The organism is Streptomyces sp. LN549 (assembly GCF_043203805.1).
Taxonomy (GTDB): Bacteria; Actinomycetota; Actinomycetes; order Streptomycetales; family Streptomycetaceae; genus Streptomyces.
The window spans coordinates 8,524,340-8,548,903 of record NZ_JAZHRI010000002.1 but is presented as its reverse complement, the minus strand read 5'-3'; the positions used below and the strand labels follow the sequence as shown (position 1 = coordinate 8,548,903).

Annotated in this window: 18 protein-coding genes, 4 pseudogenes and 1 riboswitch; of the genes and pseudogenes, 15 read left to right on the top strand and 7 right to left on the bottom strand. The window is 68.4% G+C overall.

What is annotated here, in order from left to right; translation table 11 throughout:
• The first annotated feature begins 123 nt into the window (after positions 1 to 123).
• The 7 genes and pseudogenes from SH922_RS37815 to SH922_RS37785 all read left to right on the top strand — a co-directional run bounded on the left by SH922_RS37815 (position 124) and on the right by SH922_RS37785 (position 7,361).
• On the top strand, positions 124 to 1,296 hold the full coding sequence (locus SH922_RS37815) for a DnaB-like helicase N-terminal domain-containing protein (protein WP_393063040.1): 1,173 nt from the start codon (positions 124 to 126) through the stop codon (positions 1,294 to 1,296).
• 25 nt (positions 1,297 to 1,321) lie between these two features.
• Positions 1,322 to 1,903, top strand: a complete 582-nt coding sequence (locus SH922_RS37810) for a hypothetical protein (RefSeq protein ID WP_393063039.1) — start codon at positions 1,322 to 1,324, stop codon at positions 1,901 to 1,903.
• Between the two features lie 227 nt (positions 1,904 to 2,130).
• Positions 2,131 to 3,099 carry a DNA cytosine methyltransferase gene (locus SH922_RS37805; RefSeq protein ID WP_393063806.1) on the top strand — a complete coding sequence of 323 codons (969 nt, stop codon included), beginning with the start codon at positions 2,131 to 2,133 and terminating at the stop codon, positions 3,097 to 3,099.
• Between the two features lie 93 nt (positions 3,100 to 3,192).
• Positions 3,193 to 3,792 carry a DUF4913 domain-containing protein gene (locus tag SH922_RS37800; RefSeq protein WP_285570308.1) on the top strand — a complete coding sequence of 200 codons (600 nt, stop codon included), beginning with the start codon at positions 3,193 to 3,195 and terminating at the stop codon, positions 3,790 to 3,792.
• A complete protein-coding gene (locus SH922_RS37795; protein WP_393063038.1) occupies positions 3,789 to 4,187 on the top strand; it encodes a hypothetical protein in 399 nt (132 codons plus the stop codon). Before SH922_RS37800 ends, SH922_RS37795 begins: the two co-directional genes overlap by 4 nt.
• 534 nt (positions 4,188 to 4,721) lie before the next feature.
• Positions 4,722 to 6,146: a helix-turn-helix domain-containing protein gene (locus SH922_RS37790; protein WP_371602298.1), complete on the top strand. Its 1,425-nt coding sequence runs from the start codon at positions 4,722 to 4,724 to the stop codon at positions 6,144 to 6,146.
• Between the two features lie 28 nt (positions 6,147 to 6,174).
• Positions 6,175 to 7,361, top strand: a pseudogene (locus tag SH922_RS37785) (dihydrofolate reductase family protein).
• Between the two features lie 182 nt (positions 7,362 to 7,543).
• On the opposite strand, the pseudogene SH922_RS37780 reads toward SH922_RS37785, so the two are convergent.
• From SH922_RS37780 to SH922_RS37770, 3 genes and pseudogenes are all read right to left on the bottom strand, one after another.
• Positions 7,544 to 7,836, bottom strand: a pseudogene (locus tag SH922_RS37780) (hypothetical protein); the annotation flags it as partial.
• A gap of 199 nt (positions 7,837 to 8,035) precedes the next feature.
• Positions 8,036 to 9,040, bottom strand: coding sequence for a hypothetical protein (locus SH922_RS37775; protein ID WP_393063037.1), 1,005 nt, complete (start codon positions 9,038 to 9,040; stop codon positions 8,036 to 8,038).
• 126 nt (positions 9,041 to 9,166) lie between these two features.
• Positions 9,167 to 9,724, bottom strand: a pseudogene (locus SH922_RS37770) (SAV_6107 family HEPN domain-containing protein); the annotation flags it as partial.
• A 1,397-nt stretch (positions 9,725 to 11,121) separates the two neighbouring features.
• Between SH922_RS37770 and SH922_RS37765 the strand changes: the two are divergent.
• Positions 11,122 to 11,298 carry a hypothetical protein gene (locus SH922_RS37765; RefSeq protein ID WP_285572472.1) on the top strand — a complete coding sequence of 59 codons (177 nt, stop codon included), beginning with the start codon at positions 11,122 to 11,124 and terminating at the stop codon, positions 11,296 to 11,298.
• Between the two features lie 235 nt (positions 11,299 to 11,533).
• Positions 11,534 to 11,782 (top strand): hypothetical protein, encoded by a 249-nt coding sequence (locus SH922_RS37760; protein ID WP_393063036.1) that lies wholly within the window; start codon positions 11,534 to 11,536, stop codon positions 11,780 to 11,782.
• Positions 11,783 to 11,957: 175 nt separating this feature from the next.
• Here SH922_RS37760 and SH922_RS37755 read toward each other — a convergent pair whose 3' ends face one another.
• Positions 11,958 to 12,923: a pirin family protein gene (locus SH922_RS37755; protein WP_393063035.1), complete on the bottom strand. Its 966-nt coding sequence runs from the start codon at positions 12,921 to 12,923 to the stop codon at positions 11,958 to 11,960.
• A gap of 142 nt (positions 12,924 to 13,065) precedes the next feature.
• Here SH922_RS37755 and SH922_RS37750 point away from each other — a divergent pair, with 142 nt between their 5' ends.
• On the top strand, positions 13,066 to 13,422 hold the full coding sequence (locus tag SH922_RS37750; RefSeq protein ID WP_393063034.1) for a tetratricopeptide repeat protein: 357 nt from the start codon (positions 13,066 to 13,068) through the stop codon (positions 13,420 to 13,422).
• 72 nt (positions 13,423 to 13,494) lie between these two features.
• Positions 13,495 to 14,004 (top strand): GNAT family N-acetyltransferase, encoded by a 510-nt coding sequence (locus SH922_RS37745; protein ID WP_393063033.1) that lies wholly within the window; start codon positions 13,495 to 13,497, stop codon positions 14,002 to 14,004.
• A gap of 138 nt (positions 14,005 to 14,142) precedes the next feature.
• Here SH922_RS37745 and SH922_RS37740 read toward each other — a convergent pair whose 3' ends face one another.
• Together SH922_RS37740 and SH922_RS37735 are read right to left on the bottom strand one after the other, a co-directional pair.
• On the bottom strand, positions 14,143 to 14,916 hold the full coding sequence (locus SH922_RS37740) for a CbtA family protein (RefSeq protein WP_393063032.1): 774 nt from the start codon (positions 14,914 to 14,916) through the stop codon (positions 14,143 to 14,145).
• A 29-nt stretch (positions 14,917 to 14,945) separates the two neighbouring features.
• Entirely contained in the window at positions 14,946 to 15,161 is a 216-nt protein-coding gene (locus tag SH922_RS37735; RefSeq protein ID WP_326733799.1) for a CbtB-domain containing protein, read from the bottom strand.
• 44 nt (positions 15,162 to 15,205) lie between these two features.
• A riboswitch (adenosylcobalamin (AdoCbl) riboswitch) is annotated at positions 15,206 to 15,301 on the bottom strand.
• Positions 15,302 to 15,421: 120 nt separating this feature from the next.
• Here SH922_RS37735 and SH922_RS37730 point away from each other — a divergent pair.
• A complete protein-coding gene (locus SH922_RS37730) occupies positions 15,422 to 16,006 on the top strand; it encodes a histidine phosphatase family protein (protein WP_393063031.1) in 585 nt (194 codons plus the stop codon).
• A 194-nt stretch (positions 16,007 to 16,200) separates the two neighbouring features.
• Positions 16,201 to 17,097, top strand: a pseudogene (locus tag SH922_RS37725) (family 16 glycosylhydrolase); the annotation flags it as partial.
• A gap of 103 nt (positions 17,098 to 17,200) precedes the next feature.
• Here SH922_RS37725 and SH922_RS37720 read toward each other — a convergent pair.
• The gene (locus SH922_RS37720; RefSeq protein WP_393063030.1) at positions 17,201 to 19,048 is read right to left on the bottom strand and encodes a glycoside hydrolase family 15 protein; all 1,848 of its coding nucleotides are present in this window, start codon (positions 19,046 to 19,048) and stop codon (positions 17,201 to 17,203) included.
• 406 nt (positions 19,049 to 19,454) lie between these two features.
• Here SH922_RS37720 and SH922_RS37715 point away from each other — a divergent pair, with 406 nt between their 5' ends.
• Both SH922_RS37715 and SH922_RS37710 read left to right on the top strand, forming a co-directional pair.
• Positions 19,455 to 20,546: an IS630 family transposase gene (locus tag SH922_RS37715; RefSeq protein ID WP_393061766.1), complete on the top strand. Its 1,092-nt coding sequence runs from the start codon at positions 19,455 to 19,457 to the stop codon at positions 20,544 to 20,546.
• Positions 20,547 to 20,753: 207 nt separating this feature from the next.
• Positions 20,754 to 24,485, top strand: a complete 3,732-nt coding sequence (locus tag SH922_RS37710) for a S8 family serine peptidase (protein ID WP_393063029.1) — start codon at positions 20,754 to 20,756, stop codon at positions 24,483 to 24,485.
• Positions 24,486 to 24,564: the final 79 nt, after the last annotated feature.

Below are 24,564 nucleotides of genomic sequence, written 5' to 3'. Positions count from 1 at the left end.
CGATCCGTCCTTCACCAGCGCCCTGGATGCCTTCGCCGCGGCGGCAGCCGCTGCCGACCGGGCCGTCGCAGACCTCCACGCCGCCCGGCGGAACGAATCCTCAGGCCCTGTAGGGGGTGGGCGATGAATCCGCTGCAGGGGGCGGAGCAGGCGGTGCTCGGCGCCGTGCTGCTCGACCCAGGCCAGCTCGCGCACCTTGACTGGCTCGCCCCGGAGCACTTCGACCGGCCGGCCCACCTGGCACTGTTCGCCGCGTTGCGCAAACTCCGAAGCGACGGCCACCCTGCCCTGGCCACCGAGGGTGGTGCCATACCGCTGTCGTGGGTGACCGACGCGGTTGAGGCAGCCGGCCGCCACGTCCGAGGGCTGACCGCGGTGTACGCCCACACCCTGATCTCGGCCTGCCCGCGTCCCGAGCACGCTCCGGTGTACGGCCGCATGGTGCTGGAGGGCGCCATCCACCGCACCATCGCCCAGCACGCGATCCGCCTTCACCAGGCGGCCCGCTCCGATGCCCTCCAGGGCCAGGTCGAAGGAGCCCTGCACCGCGCGGACGTTCTGTCCGGAGTGCTCAGCGATCTCGCACAACGCTGGGAAACCGAACCGCGTCCGGTTCCGCCTGTTCCCACACCAATCACTGCCTCCGCCGACCCGTCGCCGGTGTCCGCCGAGGTGTGCGAGGACGAGCAGTTCCTCCTGACCGTCCTGGCTGACCGGCCAACAGCCATGGACGAGGTGGTGGGCTGGCTACGGCCGGGCGACTTCGCCGCCCCGGCCCATGGGCAGCTCTACCAATGTCTCGGCGCGTTGCACCACCGTGGTGAACCCATCGACCACATCACCCTGCTCTGGGAGGCCCAGCGGCGCGGGCTTCTGGCCGACGGCGCCCTCACCGCAGACCATTTCGCCGCCATCTGCGACGTCGTCGGTGCCGGCGACGCCGGATGGCTCGGCGAGCAGGTCCTGCGCTCCTCGATCACCCGCACCGCAGCCACCGCCGCCCGCCAGGTGCGGGCCCTGGCGGAGAACGAGGCGCTGTCCCCCGGGCGGCTCATCAATCACGCCCTCCACGCTCTGGGCCCGCTCGACGAAGTACGCACCCGCTGGCAGAACGCGACCGGCCGCTCTCCAGCGCACCCGCCCGCTCGGGCTCCCGCCCCAGACGGTCCGCCTCCGACGCGGATGCGCGCTGCCCTCGCACGCAGCGCGCCGCTTCCAGCACCACCCGGTTCGAATCGACTTTGTCCTGCGCCGGCCCCCACCGCCTCACGGCCGCCTTCACGCGGCCACGGCTGACACCTCCCTCCTTCAGGAATTTCACATGAACAGCACTCCCAGCTCTGACGTCCGCGCCATGCGCGCCACGGCGTCGGCCCTTGACGGCCAGCGCAGCAAGCTCCCGGTCCTCGCAGACGCCAGCCGCTCGCCCGACGTGGTCGGCATCGCCAAGCAGATTGCCGAACTGGGCGAACTGATCACCGACCTCGGCAATGAGGTCCTCTTCAGCACCGCCGGCCAGGACCGCGAAGCCCACACAGCCCGGGTCATCAGCGGCTTCGCCGCCGCTGTGCAACCCACCGGAGAGGCAGCGTCCGCGCTCGGCGAGGTCGCCCATCAGCTCTTCTTCCTGGACCGGACCGAGCATCTTCGGGACCAGCCCGACGCCGACGATGCGCGGGAGGCCGCACTACGGGTGATCAACGAGTCGATCCGTACGGCGGATATGACCCTGCGGGAAGCAGTTGGCTCTCTTCGTGCCGCTTCGGCGACGGTTTCACCGCCGTCTGTGCGTCTCCGGGCTGCCCTCAGCCGGTCCACGACCGCAGCTCCCTCTCCGGCTCCACCTCCGTTCACAGCTCAGACAGGACCAGCTCCTGCAAACCAGATCGCTCGGAGCCGGTGACATGCAGCCCACCATTACGCGCCCTCCGCTGATCGGCTCGCTCTGCTCCGGTTACGGCGGCCTCGACCTGGGCGTGTAGTCCGCGCTCGGCGGCACCCTGGCCTGGCACGCAGAGGTCAATCCGGACGCCTCGCGCATCCTGGCCCGCCACTGGCCCGAGATTCCCAACCTCGGCGACATCACAAACATCAACTGGTCCACGGTCCCCCCGGTGTGTGTCTTGACGGCTGGCTTCCCCTGTCAAAGACGTCTCGGTCGCCGGCCTGCGCGCCGGGCTCAATCCCCAGACCCGCTCCGGCCTCTGGCTGCACGTCGCCCGTGCGGTCGAGGCCCTCCGACCCTGCCTGGTGGTGATCGAGAATGTCCGAGGACTCCTCACCTCCCCCGCCGGTTCCCCTCGCGATGTGGAATTCTGCCCGTGGTGTCTGGGAGACACCCCAGGCCAGCCTCCTCTGCGGGCACTTGGTGCCGTACTCGGATCCCTGGCCGACCTCCGGTACGACGCGAAATGGCTCGTTCTTCGCGCCTCCGACATCGGAGCCCCGCACCGCCGCGAGCGCACCTTCCTCACGGCCTGGCCCACCGGAGACCCTGCTCAAGACGCCGACCAGCAACATCGGCAAGAACGGCGGCTCTCAGCACCCCTCCAAACGCAAGAGGGGAGGCCACGGCCCGAACCTGGCCGACGAGGTCGAGTGGCTTCTGCTGCCGACTCCGAAGGCGTCGGACGGCATCAAGGGCTCGCCCAACCAACGCCACGGCAACGGGGACCTCACCCTGCCCAGCGCGGCGGCCTCCCTGCTTCCGCATCGGCGGACCAACGGCACCGGCTCCTCGGAACGCCATCCGAACAAGGGACGGCGCCCTGCCGCGTCCCCTCTGCCGCTCTGGACGGCCCCGGCTCCCGAACGCAGGGAGCAGACCGGCGATGGGGGGCCTATGCAGCCGCCATCACCCGATGGGAGACGCTCACCCGCCCGGCGCCGGAGCCCACCGATGCGGCCGGCCGGCTCCGTGCCCGCTTCGTGGAGTGGATGCAGGGGTTGGAGCCCGGCTGGGTCACCGCCACTCCGGGACTGGGACGACCCGCTCAGCTCACTGCGCTGGGCAACGGAGTCATCCCTCAACAGGCGGCTCGTGCCCTGCAATTGCTGGCACCGCCCTTCCCGCGCTGCCCTCATTGCACCCCGGCGTAGCGCCTCACTACCGGGCTTTCCCGGCCGGGCCAAATCGCGGAATCTGCGGATCCTCTCGGGCATGCCGCCGTCCCACAGATGGAGCACGCCCCCATGTCCGACACCAGCACGACCGCCCCCGAGCCCGAACCGTTCCGCGTTCCCGACACGGACCTCGACGATCTTGCCAGCACCCTCGCCAAGACCATGACCGAGGTCAGGCAGCACGGCGTCATCCTCGACCGCCTCGGCTCCGAGCCCCCTCCCCTCTCCCCCGCACCCACCGATGCGGAGCCGGCTGCAGAAGCGGCCGGCTCCCCGCAGGCGGATGGGCCCACCTCGGTGTTCATCCTCGCCTTGGGCGGTGAGGCGTACGCCACCGAACTGACCGCCCTCACAGCCTGGGTGAACTACCTCTTCCTCCCGGTGTATGGCCGGGAGATCAGCACCACCCGCCCCTGGTGCGCGCAGTGGCACGAACATCCCGAGGCTGTCGCCCGGCTGCACGCTCTCTGGCTCGCGTGGCAGCAGTTCACCGACGCCGAGGCCGGCCTGTCCGGCCCTTCGACATGGCACCGCGACCATCTGGACCAGACCCTGGTCCATCTCCGTGCCCCCGACGGCCCCTTCGCCGCGTGCACGACGAGCCCGATCCGGCCCAACCATCGCGTGCTGGCCACCCCCGCGCCCGAGCAGATGGGGCTGGCGGCATGAGCGACGTCCTCGACTTCCACCTCGATGATCTCGGACCCGCCAACTCGGACTCCGCCTACGCAGAGCAGCAGTTCTGGGCCGGCGACCTGACGGTCCTGGCCGAACACCACACCACTCCCCACGGCTCCCACAGCTACGTCGTCGCCCACGACGGCTCGGTGACCTGGGGCGTTCCAGGCGAACCGCAGATGGCCGCGATCAAGGTCGCGCGAGACCTCAGCCTGAACACGTTCACCTTCGAGTTGAAGTATCACGCGACCGTGGCCTTCGCCCAGAAAGGGACGGCCACGTCGTGGAGCCGTGCCCCTATCGCGTATCCGCGCCGCTCGGCCTCGACCTGGAGGGTGTTCCAGTCCTCATCCGGGCTCGCGCCCCGGCCCAGAAGCAAGCTGTAAGCGAGCACACGGATTTGGCGATCGCCGGCGAGACGCTCGTGCCTTTCGGCGGCCTCGCGACGGAACTGCTGACGGAGCCGCCGAAGCTGCCCGCTACGCGACGGGCGTTCCAGCGTGGAGGGCCCGCGGTGCCACCTCTGCGCCCGAGCGTTTTCGGCGTCCATCCAGTCGCTGGATGCCTGCAGGCTGATTCGGTGCCCGGGGGTAGTGATGACGCTATCCAGGCTTCTTATTCTCTTCATGGTCGCCTTCCCCCAGATCGCGCTCAGCCCCTGCAGGACTCACCCGACGGTTGCAATGAAGCGTTCGAACCGGCGGGTCGCTACATCGGCACTGACGTGAATCAGGCTCGATGCAGGGGCCGTTCGGATACCGTGTGATCAGCTCGTACCAACGATGAAAGCGGTCCGAGACCCCTGTGGGGAGGCGCTGAATGGAGCCCCGCGCGCTGGCTCCTCAGGCCCCATCGAATGCCAGCCGGTTCCTCTGAGGTCAATCACAGGGCGAACGAAGATTCACGGCGGAGGAGGAAGCGTGGGGCAGCAGCCGAACGAACTGACTCCGGAGGCCGGCCCATGGCATCACTGGGGTTACGAGCTACGCCAGTTCCGCCAGGCCCGTCGGCTGTCACAGCAGGCTGTCGCGCGGAAGGCGCTGATCGACCGCGCACATCTCGGACGCTTCGAACGTGCTGAGCGTCCCGTCCCGAGGCACGCGGCCATCGTCCTCGACGATGTCCTCGATACCGCTGGCGCATTGGTTCGCCGCTGGGACCGTGCGGAACGCGAGGATCCGCAGGACGGCTCTGTCCCCGTGTCCAGAGCCGAGACAGCAACTCATGGGGCCAATACACGGAGCCATGGGGCCAGCGGCCTGGAAACTCTGGCCGTGAGCGCCTTCGGGGAGGCAGGCTCGCTGGGAGACGAGACGGTCGTCGTCCCCGCCCGAATCCACGGAAGGATTCTCTTCGTGCCCGTGCCCCGCCGTGTTGTTCTCGCCTCCGGGCTGGCCGGCCTGGCTGCGGCAGCCATCCCGGCCGCTACGACGGCGGCGGCTGCCACCGAACTCGCCGACATGGGGTCTCCCTTCGAGCACTTCGCGCAGCTCCGCCGCATGATGATCCAGACCGACAACCTCATCGGTCCCCGGCACATGCTGCCCGCGCTGCAGCAGCACCTCGTCTCCCTTGCCACAAGACGCCGAGCTGCCCGCGGCGTCGACGCAGTCGAGCTCCTCACTCTGGAAACACGTTACGAAGAGCTGGCAGGTTGGTTCGCCCAGGACATCGGCGACGAACGCACCGCCCACGGTCACACCGCGAAAGCACTCGACGCCTCCCACATCGCTGGCGACGCTGACCTCACCGCGTACATCCTCGGCCGTAAGGCACAGCTCGCGGTCGACACCGGTCATCCTGCCGATGCCCTCGGCCTCGCCGCCGCTGCCCGGCGCACGGCCCGGCCCGGGAGCCGTCTCGAAGTCATCGCCGTTCTGCACGAGGCCCATGCGCATGCCGTACTCGGTGAAGGCCGTGAAGCCCATCGGGCTTACGACACCGCACTCACCCTTCTCGGCCGCGCGGGCGCCGACGGTGTCTGGGGTTCCTGGCTCGACGCGGCGTATATCAACACCGCCCGGGCGCGCTCCCTCGCTGCGCTCGGCGAGTATGAGCAGGCGTCGGCCGGCTTCGACAGCGCCATCGCCGTGCTTCCGCCCTCATACCGTCGGGACCGCGGCGTCTACCTCGCCCGTGCCGCCCGCGCCCACGCGGGCACAGGCAACATGACCCTGGCTGCCCAAATCGGCGGGCAGGCCGTCGGGATCGCCGCCGAGACCGGATCCGCGCGCATCTTCGTTCAGCTTGACCGGCTCGACCAAGCGCTCGCCCCCGCAGCCGGCGAGGACGGCGTCGCCGAGTTCCGAGCCTCGCTCGACCGCATCATCCTGCATCCCGCCTGACCTATCTGTGCCCACCTCTGGAGATAGCGTGTCTCGCCCGTACGTCCTGCTGTCCGCAGCTGTATCGATCGACGGCCACCTCGACACCCGTCCGGGTGAGGATCGGCTCATGCTCTCCAACAAGGAGGACTTTGAGCGGGTCGACTCCGTACGAGCCAGTGTCGACGCCATTCTCGTCGGCGCCGGAACACTCCGCGCCGACAACCCCCGCCTCCTCGTCAACTCAGCAGAACGCAGAGCGTCCCGGGTCGGTGCCGGTCGGCCGGAGTACCCGCTGAAGGTCACCATCACAGGAACGGGCGATCTCGACCCCGGCTGGAAGTTCTGGCACCACGGCGGGGACAAGCTTGTCCTGGCCGTCGGCGAAGCGGCCACCACGAAGGCGCGTGCCAACCTCGGCGACCTGGCCACCGTTCAGAACGTCCCTGCCGAGGCCGTGTGGCCGGCCGCGCTCGACATCCTCGGTGACGCATACGCCGTCAAGCGACTCATGGTCGAAGGCGGCGGCACCATCCACACACAAATCCTTGAAGCAGCGCTTGCCGACGAACTCCAGCTCGTCATCGCCCCGCTGCTGGTCGGCCAGCCGGATGCCGTGCGCATGCTCAGCCCGGCAAGCTATCCCGGCGGACCCTCAGCCCGACTCCGGCTTCTCGAGAGCCGCCAGATCGGCGACGTGGTACTCCTGAGGTACGCCCCCAAGGACACCACGACGGAGCCCCGATGAACACCAGCTCTTCTACCGGCGCCCCCGGCACCGGTCGTGAGCCCAATCACGCAGACCGACACTGGCTCGCCCTCGCCTGCGAGCTGGCCGTACTCTGCCCGCCCTCCGAGACCGCCTTCAGCGTAGGGGCGGTCATCGTCGCGGCCGACGGGACCGAGCTCGCCCGCGGCTACTCCCGCGAGAGCGATCCCCACGACCATGCCGAGGAAGGCGCCCTCGCCAAGCTCCCCGCCGAGGACGCCCGGCTCGCCACCGCCACGATCTACAGCTCCCTGGAGCCCTGCGCCAAGCGTGCATCCCGCCCACGTCCCTGCGCCCAGCTCATCCGGGACACCGGTCTCCGCCGAGTCGTAACCGCCTGGAGCGAGCCCGACACCTTCGTCGCCGGAGCCGAAGGCACCGAGATCCTCGAAGGCGCGGGCGTCACGGTCGTGACGCTACCTGAGTACGAAACCGCAGCGCAGGCACCCAACCAGCACCTGAACTGACATCGGGTAGCGCCATGTGGGGCCAGCGCCCCACTTGCTACAGATGGGCCCTGCGGCCCTGTTCGTCAGCGTGCCGTGACACCTTGGGTTGCAGGGTTGCCGGTTGGGATGGGTGCCCGGTGCGCTCTCGCCGTAGTAGGGGCCCGTTCACCAACTTGGCCGAGACTGAGGCCGATCCGCTCCTATGACCGCGTTGTGCTGTCGAGCGCCACGTGGTGAGACGACGGTGCCCCGGCAGTTCGGCGCGGCCGGTGGCCCACAACCGGGTGAGCCGGGGATCCACGCCGCCCGGAGACTCTGGAAACAGACGGGCGAGCACCCCCGAGCAGAGAGCGGAGGGCGGGGTCCAGGCAAGCCCGAAGCCTGCCGCCAGATCGTGCATGCTTACCAGCGTCTCTTGCAACGCCAGCGCCGCGAAGCCTTCGGGGTCCGACACCCCGGCGGCGTGGTGGGCACGGACCCGGGGCGGCGTAGTACACCCAGCGCGAATGTCCGGTCTGGCCGCTCGGTGAGCGCGAACTCGAGCCGGTCGAGCTTGGCTTCGAAGTCCGGGTCCAGGGACTCCTTCCAAGCCTTCGTGCGTTGGAGATCGGCGCGGCGGGCCAGGAGGCAGCGCAGGGCAGACGTAGCGGCAGTTGGCCGCTGGGAACCTGACCGGCCGGGTGCCCTCTCTATCAAGCCGGCGGCCGTGCTGGCCGACAGTCGGAGGCGGGCGTCTCCCGGCAGCAGATGCCGCAGGGCCGCGCAGAGACGTTTGGCTGCGCGGGTGTGCTCGATGGATCGTCTGGACCAGGGAGGGAGCGAAAGCGGTTCAAAGCGGCAGCTCCGTCCTGGAACCGGGTCCGGGACATCCGGGAGACCATACGCCACATCTCTCGCTCTTCTTCGATGTCCTGTGGCAGGTTGAGGCCCATGGCCTGAGCCAATGGATGGCGCCCCAGGTTGATCAGCGCGCGGACGGATGCCGCCCATTCGTCAGTCGCTGCGACCGCGGCCCGATACCAAAGCGGGCACAAGATGCCGAGCACGCCAGCGGTTCCGAGGAGGATCTGGGGATCGGCGCCTTCAACCGATGTAGCACCCAGAGCCATGGCGACGAGGGCTGTGTGCCCGTAAAGCAGGGCGATGAAGAAGTCGACACTGGTGCGTGCGATGTCGACCTGCCGACGAGCCTGCTCGGGTGCCGTCGCGGTGAGCTCGTTCCACAACACCTGAGAATCCAGGCGATAGCGGTCATAGCCATACTCCTCAAGGCGCCGAATGGCGTTGCCGAGCCTGGTAGGCGTGACCTGGTCATCCTGCACCGGATACCGGGCCAGCCTCTCACCAAGCAGCGCCTGCTGCGTGGCTGTTGCCACGTCGTAGCGTGGATCCGAAACGCCCGAGGCTGCTCCGCCGGAAGTCAGTGGCCTCAGTGCGGTGTCTGCAGGCTGTGCCCGCTCGGCTGCAGCCCTACGCGCGCTGCGCGTCCGTGTCACTTCATCGGCCAGCATTCGACGGCGCCCACGGTGGTGGCGACTACGCCGCGCATACAGTCGCGCCGGCCAGAACAGGTACCCCTCCAACACCCGGTAAAGGGGGATCTGCAAGGCATTGAGGATGAGGCCCATCAATACAGAAGCAGTCAACAACAATAGCGTCTTAGCCCCCGGCGAGGCAGCGAAGATCTGGTGCGTCATTGGCGCTTGACTCAGGCTGGGCCCAATGGTGATAGCCAGAATGGCCAAGTTGATGGCCGTCGGCAGGATCCAACCGACCAACAGACTCCACCCGCCACCGAGAACGCCCTTGGCTATATCCCCCAATTACTCGTCCCATTCATCATCGTCATCACCCAGCGGAGGGCCCGGTGGTGTGTGACCGAGGGGTAGGTCGCGCCGCCGGTATTCGCGTGCTCCTCGCTCGTCGACTATTGGGCGAGGCCCAGACTCCCGGCCGCCCGGCAGTCGCAGCTCTCCTTGCTGCCGGGAGTCAGACAGGAGGAACCGTTGGCAAAGCCGCAGGAACATCGAAACATCGCGAATCAAGTCCTCCGCTTCGCGCATGCTGACTGCGCCCTCGATGCCGGCCTCCGCGCGGGCGCGGGTGCGGGCACCTATCGCGAATAGAGCGCTCCACTCCGTCAGCTCCGGAGCAACTTCAGGGAGCACCTCCCAAGCGCTACGGACTCGCCTCTGACGCCGCTCGCCCGTGTCCCCCGACGGCCGCCCTCGCACAGCAAGCACAGCGGCAGCGGTGCGTAGTGCTGCCAGGTGAGCCGTGGCGAAACGTTCATTCGCAGACTCCATCGCAGATGCCTCTTGCAGGCCTTCCTCTGCCTGACCCAACAGATCCCGCGCAGGGAGAGGAACACCCCTCTGCCGCCTGCGGGCGTTCGAGGCAATCTCCATCAACTCTCGAAGGCGCGCTACCAGCGCCACGGGAACGCTGGTGGCCGCCAAAGCGTCACCCAGCTGATGTGTGATCGCTCCCATCATTCGTTCCGCATCGGCGATCTCGTCGAACGCGCGGTATACGAGCGCCACGGCCTTAACCGTCCGGTCATCCGAACCAGCCGCGAGGTGGAGGCGAATTTCCGCTAGGCACTGTGCGACTGCTGCAGAGGTACCAGGGACCTCATTGCCGACCTGCCCATAGGAGAAGCGGATGACGGCGCCTCCCTGACCATCCGAAACGGCACCATCTTGGACCGCACCACTTCCCGCCGCCATCGCACCCCCGAAACCAATAAGAATGTTGCACGCGCCTTCCTCGCTTCTGGATGCGTGAGGCCGTGCGATCCGCCCGAGGATACCGCGCGGGAACGATTCAGGGCACGCGAGTGCCGAACACGCTGGCACCTAACACCAAGTACTGAGTTGTCCACACGTCCGCTCCCGACCGACCGTTCAGCGGCCTGTGCTTCATCGTCCCGATATGTGCTTTCACGGCGCCCTTCTGCAGGGTCTGCACGACACAGAAGCTGAACGGAGCCGTACCACACGAACGCCCCCAGCAGCACACCACACAAGGCAGTTGCCAACACGGACCGCGAGGAGCCGGGACACGTCGCTGCCCAGGGCCTGCACGAAGAGACAACCTCCGAGAATCCTGAACTGGGTCGCCTGCGCCAGTTCGCCGCCCAACTCAGGGACAAACTCGTGAAGGCCAGCACCAGAATTGCGGCCATGATGGGGCGTTCAGACGGCCGAGCAAGCCCTCGCTGCGGTGGGGCCCCCGCAATCCAATGGCACCCGGGATATCAGCCCACTTCGCAGGAGCCGGCACCGCTCTAACGCCTCACGGCCGGAACCTGCTCACGCTCGCCGGTTCCATGACGGCGTACAGGCCCTGACCTGTACGAGCGAACGCCGGCACGGAGTTCACTGGGCAGAACGGGTCCTCCTCTGCCGTTGCAGGCCCGGTCTGGTCGGCGCTCGGCAGCGGTGGCCCCTGTACCTCATCGCCAGGTGGCATGTCCCGCGTATGGCCTTTCTAGCTGCCATGTCCTGATCAGTAGGTAGTTTCAGGAGCAGCGCAGGATCAACTCCCCACGAGCCGACACATCGAGGGGCAGCTGTTCGAGCCGTGAACAACGACCCGGCCACCTGCTACCTCACCGCTCACTGCGGCTGCCTCAGGGCGTGCTCGCATTACCCATGGGATAGCAGTACCTGATCTTTACTGTCGGCGTAGACCTCAGTTCTGACCACACAAGTCGGTGGTCGAACTGAGTGGACGTCACCCATGTTCGACCCTGGATCACGAGGGACTCGAACGGGTGGACTCCATCATTCTCTGGCTGCTGGCCGCCTCCGGCGTGCTGAGCATCTTCCTATTCGTCGCCCGGGGACTGCTCGACCAGCTGCCAGAAATCATCATCGCCTGGCGCAAGGTCCAGCGGATGTACCAGAACGCTGACCGGAACGTCGACGATACGACGGACCCTGACGTATGAGGTGGCCTGGAAGGAATGAAACTGCGCCATCTTGAAGGAGCTGTTCGCGGTACTGGTGTGACGCCAGGTCGGGGTGTTCGTGCTGGTCGCGGGCTGCAGTCTGGGTGTAGGCCATTGTGCAGGGGTGGGATTGCGGATTCCTGTCCGTCGCCGCAGGTGCCGCTCCGTACTCCGGCCCATGATGGAGCCCCAGTGCTGCAGCGGATCGCCGCGCGGCATACGAAGCTGGACGGGCTTGAAGATCAGCTGGCCCGGCCGCACCCACGGCATCACCGCCGCCCGCCGCGACCGCCTGCGGGCCCACCTGCGCGCTGCTGGCCTCGGCGTCCTGGCGGACCTGTACTTCCTCCGCCTGGACGACGATCCGGACCGCAACGCCGCCAATCGTCGACCAGACCTCTCACCCGCGAGGCGCCCCGAATCTCCGATCGCCTCAACCAGCAGCCGAACCGGCCTGACGCCCAGTCAGAAAAGTCAGCATTAAGTCAGCATCCGTCCTGGCACACAAGGTCAGACGCGGGCACAGATGGGAACGCCGGTCCAGCGGAAGGCCTCCCCCTGAGGCACTCTCAGCCGCTTTCAGACCTCCCCCGCCCAGAGCACGTCGCAGGCACGATCGGGCACGCCTCGAAACCCGTGGATCCGCAAAAACCCGCAGCTCAGCGCACACGTCCACGCGGCTTCAGGGGCACAGCGGGCAGTGCGGGAGCCGGGAGCGGTGCACCGTCATAGCCACGTACGGTGCCGAACCGATCGCCGTTCATCCAGTCCTCACGGGCCTGCGTGATATCGTCCTGGGTTCTGGCCACGAAGTTCCACCACATGACGATCTCCTCCTCGAAGGGCTCACCGCCCAGGAGCATGAGACCCGCCTCGGACTCCGCGCGCAGGGGAAGCTCTGTGCGGCCGCAGCCGAGGTAGAGCATCGAGCCGGGCAGGACGGGGACGCCGTCGACCTCCGCCTCGCCGGACATCGACAGCACGGCGTACTCGAAGTCGGGATCCAGCGGGAGGCGCGCTTCGGCTCCGCGGCTCAGGGCGAGGTCGGCGCCGACGATCGGGGTGTACGCGGTGCCGGGCGAGGTGGCGCCGTCGAGGGCACCGAGGATCACAGTGGCCGCGAGGCCGGGGGCGGTGACGGTCGGCAGGTCCGTGTGGTGCTGGAAGTGGGGCTCGACGGCGCGGTGGGCATCGGGGAGGGCGACCCAGAGCTGCGCGCCGTGCAGCAGTGCGGCGTGCGGCCTGGGGCTCTCCTCGGAGTGGCTGATGGCGCGGCCGGAGGTCATCAGGCCGAGTTCGCGCGGGCGGATCGTCTCCAGGCTGCCCAGGCTGTCGCGGTGAAGGACCTCGCCCTCATGCAGCCAGCTGACCGTCTGCAGGCCCATATGGGGGTGGGGCGGCACCTGCATCCCGGGTTCGTCGGCGATGTCGTCGGGGCCGTAGTGGTCGACGAAGGCCCAGGCCCCGACCATGCGGCGGCCCAGGTTGGGCAGCAGTCTGCGGACCTCGGTGGACTCGCCGAGCCGGACGTGGCGCGGAGTGAGGAGTTCACGTACGGGTTCGGCGACGACGAAGCCCCGCCCTCCGCAGACGGAGAGTGTGGCCTGGCGATCGAGATTGCTCATGACGCTCAACCTATTCCCGTGCGACTCCGGGCGGGCGGCACCCACGCCGAATATTTAGTGGAACATTAAACCACCCGTGAGTGTTGTGGCGTGTGGATACGTACGGGAACGGCCCGGCGGCGCCCTCGACCGAGGAGGTCACATGAGCGACACCTACTACGAGTTCGGTACCGCAGCCGAGCGCTGGGACCGTGCGCAGTTCTTCTTCGGGTCGAAGGAGTACACCATCGCGGCCCGGATTCTGGGCGGGCTCGTCGAGGAGGCGCCGGAGCTGGTCGCGCCCCGGTTGCTGCTGGCGCGGTCCTACTACCACTCGGCGCGGCTCGTCCGGGCCGAGACGGAGCTGCGCGAGGTGCTGGAGCGCGACCCCGTCGAGCAGTACGCACGGCTGATGCTCGGCCGCACGCTGGAGCGTCAGGGCCGGCAGGCCGAGGCGGACACGCAGCTGCGGATGGCCGCCGCACTGTCCGGGGACTTCACCCCGGCCGGTAGCGCCTGACCGCCGCACGTACCGGGCCGCACCCGGAAATCCGGGTGCGGCCCTGCCGTACCGCGTGATACCTCACAGGGCATGACCGACCTCGTCACACCACGCCTGCTCCTCCGTCCGATGACTGTCGCCGATGCCGAGCAGGTGGCGGCGGGACGGCCGGCGGACGGTGTGCGCTGGGCTCCGGGCTATCCCTGGCCCGGGGAGGTGGCGGCGGCCACACGCTTCCTCGAAACCTGCGCGGCCACCGGCGATCCCAGCCCGTTCGCGAACTACGGGATACGACGCCGCGAGGACGGGCTGGTGATCGGCGGAGTCGGGTTTCACGGGGCACCCGACGACAAGGGACACGTGACGATCGGGTACGGACTCGTGCCGTCGGCGCGCGGCATGGGGTACGCGTCGGAGGCGCTTCGCGCGCTGCTGCGGTTCTCCCGCGAGCGAGGCGTCGCGTGCGTGCACGGGGACACCGACCTCGACAACATCGCCTCCCAGTGCGTCATGACAGCAGTGGGCATGCGTCTCGTGAAGGAGGACGCACTGCTGAAGCACTACCGGATCGACTGGGACGCGCCCGCCGGGTCGGAGTGAAGGCGGCTTCCCTACGCACAGAGCCCGCCGGGATATCCCCGGCGGGCTCTGTGCGTGCAGTCGGCACCCTGCGCAAGTCCTGCCGCACACCGGCACGCCGTGCGTGCCGGCGTGCGGGGCCTGTGGTTGCTCCCGGACTCAGCCGGCGACGGTTGCCGGCCGGCTCCCCGTAGCGTCCGTGGCCCTGACCGCCCCCGGTTTCGGAGCCAGCAGTCGTTCGGTGAGGTACCCGAAGACCAGCCCGAAGGTGGTCCAGAGCGTGACCTGCACCGCGAGCGTGGCGAGCCTGAACTCCCAGAGCAGAGCTGCCGGGAAGTCCTTTCCGACCTCGTTGAACGAGGGCAGGAAGGCGTAGGCGAGCCCGATCACCAGCACATAGCCGGCGGCCGCGGTGATGGTGGCGTTCCAGTTGCCCAGGCGGGGAGCCAGCCGCTTGCCGAGGATGACGGCGGCGACGGCCAGCAGGACGCTGAGCGCGACCATCAGGAAGAACAGGGTGGTGCGTCTGCCGATGGTGTCGGGGTTGCCGACCGCCGGCGGATTCGCCGGGTACTTCAGGAATGGCACGACGTACACGGTCAGCAGGGCCGCTCCCGCGATCAGCGCCGCCGTCGCCCTGGGGCCGAAGCGGCCCATCCGGCCGAGGGCGTAGCAGAAGACGAGTGCGGCGATGCCGCCGACAGCGACGCCGAAGACGAGTACACCGGTGGCGAGGCCGACGGTGGACTGCATGGTGCGACTGACGAGTTCCTCGCCACCGCCGTGGTCATGGCTGTGCGTCTCTTCGAGGGCGATGGCCGCGTCGACGCGGGACTCGCCGAGGAAGTAGGCGACCAGAAGTGCGAGCGCACCCGCGACGAGGCCGGCCAGCATGCCGCGGACCAGCAGAGCTCTGACAGATATGGAGTTCATGAGGGGTTCCCCTGGGTCAACCGGTTGGATCAGTGGCAGGGGAAACCGAGGAGGTGGCGCCCGTCGTGGACCCACTCGTGCACGCCTTCGCCCGAGATGAGCGCGGTGGCGCCCTGCTCGGCGCCGACGAAGTACAGCAGGATCAGCATGAGGATGCCGAAGAAGGCCGCCCAAGGGGCAATGGCCTTCAGCGAGATGGGGGTGATGGCGGGTGCGACGGCGGCGGGGGCAGCAGTCTGTGCCATGGCAGAACCTCCTGGGGGAACACGCGTCCCGATCGTGGTGCCTGAGACGAAGATGCTGGGTCTGACTTCCCGTGCAGATACGGGTTCACAGTGGCGCGACCGTGCCGGATTCTCACCGGACTTCCGTCACACCTTCGTCTTGTCGCGACCATACCGCCTGGGAGCGGGCGCCGCCATGGTGCCCGTGGACAGGCCGGCAGGCCCCGGATGCCATGGTGTGCTTGGCCAAGTGGCCACAGTTCAGGGAGTTGAGAGCGGGTATGACGGTACGGGTGATGTTGATCTCACCGGCGATGAACGCCGCACTGCGCGAGGCCCGGTTCGCGGGTGATGCGCCGCTCGACGACTCCGGGCTCCGGCAGGCCCGGGCCGCAGCGCAGGGCGTCCCCGCCGCCGACCTGATTCTGCACGGACCGTCCGGACGCTGCACCCTGACGGCCGGCGCACTGGGGCTCCGGTCAGCAGCCGATCATGCCCTCGGCGACTGGGAGTTGGGCCGATGGACCGGGGCGCGGCTGGACGAGGTGAGTGCGAGTGAGCCGGAGGGGGTGGCGGCGTGGCTGGCGGACCCCTCCGCCGCTCCGCACGGGGGAGAGTCGCTTCTGGACCTGTGCGTCCGAGCGGGCGCCTGGCTCGACTCGCTGCACGGCAGCGATGACGGGCGGGTACTGGCGGTGGTCGAGCCCGCTGTCGTGCGAGCCGCCCTCGTCCATGCACTGGCCCTGCCCCCGCAGGCGTTCTGGCGGTTCGACGTGGCCCCGTTGACGCTGACCGAGTTCAGCGGCAGGTCGGGGCGGTGGAACCTGCGCTGCGGCCGGCCGCTCGCGGCGGTACCGGTGGGCTGACCCACGCACCGGAGCGGGCGAGGACGCGTACGTACAAGAACTGTGGTTGTGCAGGAGCCTTGACACCCTCTTGGTTCACTTCTTAAATCACGTAGTGAACTAAGGCCTCACCTCCCCCATGTGACCACCATGCCCCCACTTGTCATATGCATGGCGATCGCATGCCCCTCCGTCCCGCACGGGAAGGAAAACCCATGAGTTCCCCCCACCTGACCAGGCGTCTCCTGGTCTCCGCACTCTCGGTGCTCGCTCTGGTATCGGCCACGTCCGGTCTCGCTGCCGGGGCCCCCGCGCCGTCGTCGACCGCCCGAGGCGCCGGCGCCGCACGGGCGGCGGCTGCCGTGACGACGTTCGCCGACGAGTTCGACGGCGCCGCCGGTTCGGCGGTGAACGGCAGCAAGTGGCAGATCGAGACCGGCGACAACGTCAACAACCACGAGCGGCAGTACTACAAGGCCGGCAACAGCAACGCCGCGCTGGACGGCCAGGGCCATCTGGTCATCACCGCGCGCAAGGAGAACCCGAACAACTACCAGTGCTGGTACGGCACCTGCCAGTACACCTCGGCCCGGCTGAACACCTCCGGGAAGTTCACCCAGACCTACGGCCACGTCGAGGCCAGGATGAAGATCCCGCGCGGCCAGGGCATGTGGCCGGCCTTCTGGATGCTGGGCGACGACATCGGACAGGTCGGCTGGCCCAACTCCGGCGAGATCGACATCATGGAGAACGTCGGCTTCGAACCCTCCACCGTCCACGGCACCCTGCACGGCCCCGGCTACTCCGGCTCGGCCGGCATCGGCGCCGGGTACACCCTTGCGAACGGGCAGGCCTTCGCCGACGCCTTCCACACCTTCGCCATCGACTGGGCGCCCGACTCGGTCACCTGGTCCGTCGACGGCAACGTCTACCAGCACCGCACCCCCGCCGACACCGGCTCCAACACCTGGGCCTTCAACAAGCCCTTCTTCCTCATCCTCAACCTCGCCGTCGGCGGATACTGGCCCGGCGACCCCGACGGCAACACCGCCTTCCCCCAGCAACTCGTCGTCGACCACGTCCGCGTCACCACCAGCGACACCCAGCCGACGGCCTGAGACAGCCGGCACGGCGGCCATCGGTCCCGGAGCACAGCCCGAGGGGGGCCGTGCTCCGGGACCCTTGCCCGACGACTCCGAAGCGCTCGCGCCGTGGCTACTTCCCGCCCCTGCGCGCCTCGTTGAGCCTCGCGTCCAGGGTGATGGCCGCATCGATCATGGCCAAGTGCGTGAACGCCTGCGGGAAGTTGCCCAACTGCCGCCCGGTCAGGCCGATCTCCTCCGAGTACAGGCCCAGGTGGTTGGCGTAGGTGAGCATCTTCTCCAGGACCAGTCGGGCCTGGTCGGTACGGCCGGCCCGCGCCAGGGCATCGACGTACATGAACGTGCAGAGGGAGAACGTTCCCTCGGAGCCGCGCAGGCCGTCGGGCGACGCCTCGGGGTTGTAGCGGTAGACCAGGCTGTCACTGACCAGCTCGCGTTCCATCGCGTCCAGCGTGGACTTCCACATCGGATCGTCCGGCGTGATGAAGCCGACCGTCGGCATGCGCAGCAGTGACGAGTCGAGCACGTCCTCGCCGTAATGCTGCACGAAGGCCTGCTTCTTCGGGTCCCATCCCCGGCTCAGTACCTGCCGGTAGATCTCGTCCCGGGCCTCCACCCAGCGGCCACGGGCCGCCGGGCGGCCGTCGTCATAGGCGATCCGCACGGCGCGGTCGAGGGCGACCCAGGACATCACGCGGCCGTAGGTGAAGTCCTTCCGGCCGCCACGGGTCTCCCACAGCCCTTCTCCTGGCTGGTCCCAGTGGTCGACCAGCCAGTCGAGAAGGGTGTGCAGCGCGTTCCAGCCCCGGTTGTCGAGGTGCATGCCGTGCTGGTGCGCAAAGTAGATGCTGTCGAGCGCCTCACCGTAGATGTCCAGTTGCAGCTGGCTCGCCGCTCCGTTGCCGATGCGGACCGGGGCGGAGCCGCCGTACCCCTCCCAGTGGTCCAGGGTCTCCTCGACCAGGTCGGACGAGCCGTCGACGCGGTACATGATGTTCAGCGGCCCGGTGCCGCTTCCGTGGTCGGCGTCCTCCTTCACGCGGTCGTGCAGCCAGCTGATGAAGGCCGACGCCTCTTCCCTGAACCCCAGGCCCAGCAAGGCGTACACCGAGAACGACGCGTCACGGATCCAGGTGAACCGGTAGTCCCAGTTGCGTTCTCCACCCAGTTGCTCGGGCAGAGCCGTCGTGGGGGCTGCGACCAGGGCACCGGTCGGTGCGTACGTCATGAGCTTCAGGGTCACGGCCGAACGCTCCACCGCTTCCCGCCAACGGCCCGTATAGGTGGACTGGCCCAGCCAGGAGCGCCAGAACCCGACGGTCTCGTCGAAGAGCCTCTCGAACTCCGCCACCGGGACCTCGTGCGGCGGCCCGCCGGGCGAGGATTCCATGACCAGGCCGCGCCGCTGTCCCGCTCGCAGAGTCAGGGTGAAACGCAGGTCGTTGTCGTTCGGGCGGATGCTCAGCAGCCGCTCGTCCTGCCGCTCGCGGACGGCGTGGACAGCAAGATCCATGTCCTTCGATGTGAACAGGGCCCCGTGCTCCGAGATGTGCAGCTCGTGCGGCTGCCGGCCGTAGTCGAAGCGCGGAGCGATCTCCCCTTCGAACGTCATGCTGCCCCGGACACAGCGCAGCATCCGGACCAGACGGTGCCGGTCCGTAGCGGTCGCGCCGGTCACCGGCATGAAATCGACCACCTCACCGGTGCCGGCCTCGGTCATGAAACGCGTGACCAGAACGGCGGTGTCCGGGTGGTAGAGCTGCTTGGTGGTGTAGCTCTCCGCGACCGGTCCGACGGTGAAGTGGCCACCCTTACGCCGGTCGAGAAGAGAGCCGAAAACACTGGGCGAATCAAAGCGCGGACAGCAGAACCAGTCGATCGTGGCATCGGTCGTCACGAGCGCCGCGGTCTGCAGATCACCGATCAGGCCATGGTTCTCGATCAGGGGGTATTCATCCATCTTGAGCCCCTTTCGGCCCCGATGGACAAGCCTAGGCCACTGAGGACAGCCCGTCCTGGCGAAGGAACAGCGCGAGGTGGCGGCGGGGGTCCACCGCCACACCGACGACCGCATCTCGCCGGGCACCGAGCAACCCGGCTACCGGCCGCACTCGCGGTCGAGATCCACCGCCGGTCGTTGAGCACGCCGTCCGGGGGCCGGCCGCACCTAGGGCCTCTCGTTTGGATCATGCCGGGCTCGCGGGCTCTGGCGCCGCACCTCGCGGCGTTGCCGTCAGTCGGCATGGCTCCGCCATGACTCCCTCCTCCGCCTTGCGACGCACGGCGGAGGAGGGAGCTCCCTGATCCGGCCTGATCCAAACGAAAAACCCTAGTGACCTGAGTCGGAGATTCGTCGTTGGTTGGGTGTGAGTCGTCCTGGACCGAAACTTGCGGCGTTGTCGGTAACTGATGCACAGCGGGCTGTGCTTGAGGGGTGGGTGCGTCGTCGCTCGACGGCTCAAGCACTGGCCTTGCGGTCGCGGATCGTGCTCGAGTGCGCCGAGGGCCACTCGATCGCGGAGGTGTCGCGCCGTCTCGGGGTCGTTCCCGAGACGGTCCGCACATGGCGTCGGCGTTTCCTGGACCGGGGCCTGGATGGCATGTGTGACGAGCCCAGGCCCGGTGTGCCGCGCAAGATCACCGACGCGGATGTCGAGCGGGTGATCGTCAAGACTCTGGAAGAACGGCCGGCGAACGCCACCCACTGGTCCACACGGTCGATGGCGCAGGCGACGGGGATGTCGCAGTCGGCGATCTCGCGGATCTGGCGGGCCTTCGCCCTGGCCCCGCACCGGTCCGAGACCTTCAAGCTGTCCACCGATCCGTTGTTCATTGACAAGGTCCGCGACGTGGTCGGCCTCTACCTCGACCCGCCGGAGAAGGCCCTCGTGCTGTGCGTGGACGAGAAGTCGCAGATCCAGGCCCTGGACCGGTCCCAGCCGGTGCTGCCGATGATGCCAGGGGTTCCCGAACGCCGCAGCCACGACTACATCCGCGCAGGCACCACCACGTTGTTCGCGGCCCTGGAGATCGCCTCCGGCAAGGTCATCGGCTCCCTGCACCGCCGGCACCGGGCCGCCGAGTTCAAGAAGTTCCTCGCCAAGATCGACAAGGAGGTGCCCGCGGAGTTTCAGGTGCACCTGATCCTGGACAACTACGCGACGCACAAGACTCCGGCGATCAAGCAGTGGCTACTGGCGCACCCGCGCTTCCACCTGCATTTCACGCCGACGGGATCGTCCTGGCTGAACCTGGTGGAGCGATGGTTCGCCGAGCTCACGCAGAAGAAGCTCCGACGCGGCGTCCACCGCTCCGTCCAGGCTCTCGAGCGCGACATCCGCTCATGGCTCGCCAACTGGAACGACAACCCTCGGCCCTTCATCTGGACCAAGACCGCCGACGAAATCCTCGACAAAGTCGCCGCATACTGCCAACGAATCTCCGACTCAGGTCACTAGGCGTCGGCGCCCCGACGCCGGGCGTTCTCAGCAGCGGAACACCTCAGCAGGCCCCGGGGCCTCATCGCCCACCGGGCGGAACATCAGCGTCGGCGAGCAAGTCTTGCCCGGGTTCCAGCCCTTTGCGGCTGACAAGTCTTTGCCATGGCGCAGACTTGCCGCCACCAGGCCTTCACGTCGCGCACTTCCGGCCGATAGACCCTTGGCATGTACTCCCCCTCTCAGTCTTCCGCCTTCCGGCGCAGACGCTGGCAGTTGATCTCGACCGCCACCGTGGTGCCGCTTCTGGCGTCGGGGCTCGCAGTTCTGCAAGCGCCCGCACAAGCTGCTCCGAGCAAGCCCACCGTTCCCGCCAGGCCCTCGGCGACCCACAAGGTCACCCTGGTCACCGGCGACGTCGTCACCGTCACGACGATGGCCGACGGCAAGCAGACCGCCGACGTCGACCGGCCGGACAGCGCCGTCGGCGGCGTAAAGATCCAGGAGATCAAGGGCGACCTGTTCGTCATCCCGGACGAGGCGGCGCCGCTGCTGGGCGCGGACAGACTGGACCGCCGGCTGTTCAACGTCACCGGCCTGATCGAGATGGGCTACGACGACGCGAAGTCGGCCGCGGTGCCGCTGATCGCGGCGTACGCCCAGCCGAAGTCCCGCTCCGCCGTCGACCCGACGGCCCCCCGGGGCAGCAAGCTGTCCCGCAGGCTCAAGGGCATCCACGGTGCCGCACTCAGCACCGAGAAGCGGCAGGCTCGCACCTTCTGGACCACCGTCGCGCCGCAGGGTAGCGCGACGTTGGGCGCGGGTGTGTCGAAGCTGTGGCTCGACGGTCGCGTGAAGGCCAACCTGAAGGACAGCGTGCCGCTGATCGGCGCGCCCGAGGCCTGGGCGGCCGGCTACACCGGCAAGGGTGTCAAGGTCGCGGTGCTCGACACCGGCATCGACGTCAACCACCCCGACTTCGCCGGCCTGATCGACGGCACGACCAGCTTCGTGCCGGGTGAGGCCGTCACCGACGTCAACGGGCACGGCACGCACGTGGCCAGCACGATCGTCGGCTCCGGCGCCGCCTCCGGTGGCGACAACAAGGGCGTCGCCCCCGGCGCCGACCTGTTCGTCGGCAAGGTGCTCGGCGGCGCGGAGGGCTCCGGCCAGGACTCCTGGGTCATGGCCGGCATGCAGTGGGCTGCCGAGTCCGGTGCGGACGTCGTCAACATGAGCCTCGGCGACTCCTACCCGACGGACGGCAGCGACCCGATGTCGCAGACGGTCGACGCTCTGTCCGAGCAATACGGCACCCTGTTCGTCATCGCCGCCGGCAACGCGGGCCCGGAGAGCATCTCCGCCCCGGGTGCGGCCGCCTCGGCCCTGACGGTGGCCGCCACGGACAAGCAGGACCAGCTCGCGTCCTTCTCCAGCACCGGCCCGCTGGCCAACTCCGGCGGCATGAAGCCGGACATCGCGGCGCCCGGCGTGGACATCACCGCGGCCCGCTCGCAGGAGATGACGGACGGTGGTGAGGGCCTCTACCGCACCCTCAGCGGCACTTCGATGGCCACCCCGCACGTAGTCGGCGCGGCGGCGATCCTGGCCCAGCAGCACCCGGACTGGACCGGCGCGCAGCTCAAGGAACACCTGATGAGCAGCGCGAAGGGCCTGGACGACGGGTACTCGCCGTACGAGGTCGGCACCGGCCGTGTCGACGTGGCCGCCGCCGTACGCACCACGGTCCGCAGCAGCGGCTCGCTCTTCTTCGGCAACTACACATGGCCGCACGAGCCGAGCGACGTCGCCGTCACGAAGGACCTGGCCTTCACCAACACCGGTTCCGCCGACGTCACGCTGAACCTGGCACTGACCGACGACGGCGGCCCGTTCGCGCTGGGTGCCACCAAGGTGACCGTCCCGGCGGGCGGCACCGCCGCCGTCCCGGTGACCGGTGACCCGCAGACCGCCTCGGCAGGCCGGCACGTCGGCTACGTGACAGGCACCGACGCGGCCACCGGGAAGGCGGTGACCCGCACCTCCGTGGCGCTGCTGAAGGAGGAGGAGCGCTACGACCTGAACATCAAGCTGCTCGGCCGGGACGGCAAGCCCGCCGCCGGCTGGGTGGGGATCAACCTGGCCGGCGACGTCTGGCCGTGGAATGTCTACGTCGACGGCTCGACCACCATGCGCATGGCACCCGGCCTGTACACCGTCGCGGGGTACATCGACGTGGCCGGCGAGAAGGCGGACCGCTCGGGCCTGGCCGTGCTGGTCGACCCGGAGACCGTGCTCAAGGACCGCTCCATGGACGTGGTGCTGGACGCGAGCAAGGCACGCCTGCTGCAGACCGAGGCACCGCAGCGCACCGAGGACCGCCAGCGAAAGGTCGATTTCAACGTCCACTACAAGGGCCTCGACCCGTACATGGACTACCGCAGCGCGTACGTACTGCCGCCGACGTACGACGACGTCTACGTCGCGCCGACGGAGCCGATGAAACAGGGCGAGTTCATACTGACCACCCGCTGGCGCAAGGGCGAGCCGCAGCTCAGCCTGAGCGCGTTGGGCGGCCGGCTCGACTTCGAGGCGCTGGTGCAGGCGGGCAGCGCCCTGGACACCGGCACGGACAGGCTGGACGCCGTCTACGCGGGCAACGGCGCGGCGGCCGCATATGCGAAGGTCAGGGCCAAGGGCAAGGTCGTCGTCATCGAGCACAGCGACGAGGTCACGCCGCAGGAGCGCGCCGAAGCCGCGGTCGCGGCCGGTGCGAAGGCGCTGATCGTGGTCAACGACGGCGTCGGCTCCCTGATGGAGTACGTCGGCGAGTCGACCATCCCGGTCGCCACCGTGCACCGCGACGCGGGCAGGACCCTTGTCTCGATGGCCAAGGCCGGCATCAAGCTGACCGCACAGCAGACCGAGTACACACCGTTCGTCTACGACCTGACCCGGGACTACCCCGGCCAGGTGCCGAACCGGGCCCTGGTCTACAAGCCGGGCAAGCGTGACCTCGCCCGGATCGATGCCCGCTACTACTCGGCCACGGACGGCAAGTCGGCAGAAGGCTACCGGTCCGACTTCACCCTCAGCCCGTCGTTCAACCTCCCCGAGGTCGAGTGGCACCCGGGCACCCGCACGGAATGGGTGACCCCGGGCCAGGACTGGAGGGAGTTCCACACACAGGGCGTCGACGGAGCCCTGCCGTGGACGATGGTGTCGGGCGACAACACGTATGCCAAGGGCAGCACCACCCGTCTGGACTGGTTCGCTCCGGCGACACGGCCAGGCCAGGGCGAGTCCTTCGGTGTGTACAACTCCCGTTGGGGGAACTACATGACCTGGAACGTGCAGGCATGGGCCTCCGCCAGCGACAACATGCGGCTGGGCGGTTACCTGCCTTGGGGTGAGACGCCGTCCCACCTGCAGATATTCCAGGGCGACACGCTGATCCAGGACAACCCGGTCAGCGGGGACATGCAGTGGCAGGAGGTGCCGGCGGGCAACCTTCCCTACCGCGCCGTCCTCGACGCGGAGCGGCCCGGTGATGTCTTCCGGCTGTCGACGCGCACCCACACCGAGTGGACGTTCATGTCCGACACCGTCGACTCGGACTACTTCGAGCCGTTCTCGGTGCTGAACCTGGACTACAAGCTGGAGTCGGACCTGCACGGCGACGTCAAGGCCGATGCGACCCAGAAGATCGCGCTCAAGCCGGTGTCGATGGACCTCGGCACCGTGCCGGGCAAGGTCACCACGGTGAAGCTGGACGTCTCGTACGACGACGGCGCCACCTGGCAGAAGGTGACCCTGGCCAAGGGCACCCATGGCTACTGGACGGGTTCGTTCAGGACGGTCAAGAAGCGCGGTGGCTTCGTCTCGGTCCGCGCGAGCGCCGCGACGGACAGCGGTTTCGGCGTCAAGAACGAAATCATCCGGGCGTACGGCCTGCGATGAGCCACACCGTCGGGCCCCGGGGAGGCGACTCCCCGGGGTCCTTCCCGTCACACCAGCTCCCAGCAGCAACTATTCAGGG

What these genes read in the sequence shown, in the direction of transcription:
- SH922_RS37815 (WP_393063040.1), top strand. Translation starts at nt 124, where the DNA reads ATGAATCCGCTGCAGGGGGCGGAGCAGGCGGTGCTCGGCGCCGTGCTG.
- SH922_RS37750 (WP_393063034.1), top strand. Translation starts at nt 13,066, where the DNA reads ATGAGCGACACCTACTACGAGTTCGGTACCGCAGCCGAGCGCTGGGAC.
- SH922_RS37735 (WP_326733799.1), bottom strand. Translation starts at nt 15,161, where the DNA reads ATGGCACAGACTGCTGCCCCCGCCGCCGTCGCACCCGCCATCACCCCC.
- SH922_RS37795 (WP_393063038.1), top strand. Translation starts at nt 3,789, where the DNA reads ATGAGCGACGTCCTCGACTTCCACCTCGATGATCTCGGACCCGCCAAC.
- SH922_RS37720 (WP_393063030.1), bottom strand. Translation starts at nt 19,048, where the DNA reads ATGGATGAATACCCCCTGATCGAGAACCATGGCCTGATCGGTGATCTG.
- SH922_RS37810 (WP_393063039.1), top strand. Translation starts at nt 1,322, where the DNA reads ATGAACAGCACTCCCAGCTCTGACGTCCGCGCCATGCGCGCCACGGCG.
- SH922_RS37710 (WP_393063029.1), top strand. Translation starts at nt 20,754, where the DNA reads ATGTACTCCCCCTCTCAGTCTTCCGCCTTCCGGCGCAGACGCTGGCAG.
- SH922_RS37800 (WP_285570308.1), top strand. Translation starts at nt 3,193, where the DNA reads ATGTCCGACACCAGCACGACCGCCCCCGAGCCCGAACCGTTCCGCGTT.
- SH922_RS37740 (WP_393063032.1), bottom strand. Translation starts at nt 14,916, where the DNA reads ATGAACTCCATATCTGTCAGAGCTCTGCTGGTCCGCGGCATGCTGGCC.
- SH922_RS37755 (WP_393063035.1), bottom strand. Translation starts at nt 12,923, where the DNA reads ATGAGCAATCTCGATCGCCAGGCCACACTCTCCGTCTGCGGAGGGCGG.
- SH922_RS37745 (WP_393063033.1), top strand. Translation starts at nt 13,495, where the DNA reads ATGACCGACCTCGTCACACCACGCCTGCTCCTCCGTCCGATGACTGTC.
- SH922_RS37775 (WP_393063037.1), bottom strand. Translation starts at nt 9,040, where the DNA reads ATGACGCACCAGATCTTCGCTGCCTCGCCGGGGGCTAAGACGCTATTG.
- SH922_RS37730 (WP_393063031.1), top strand. Translation starts at nt 15,422, where the DNA reads ATGACGGTACGGGTGATGTTGATCTCACCGGCGATGAACGCCGCACTG.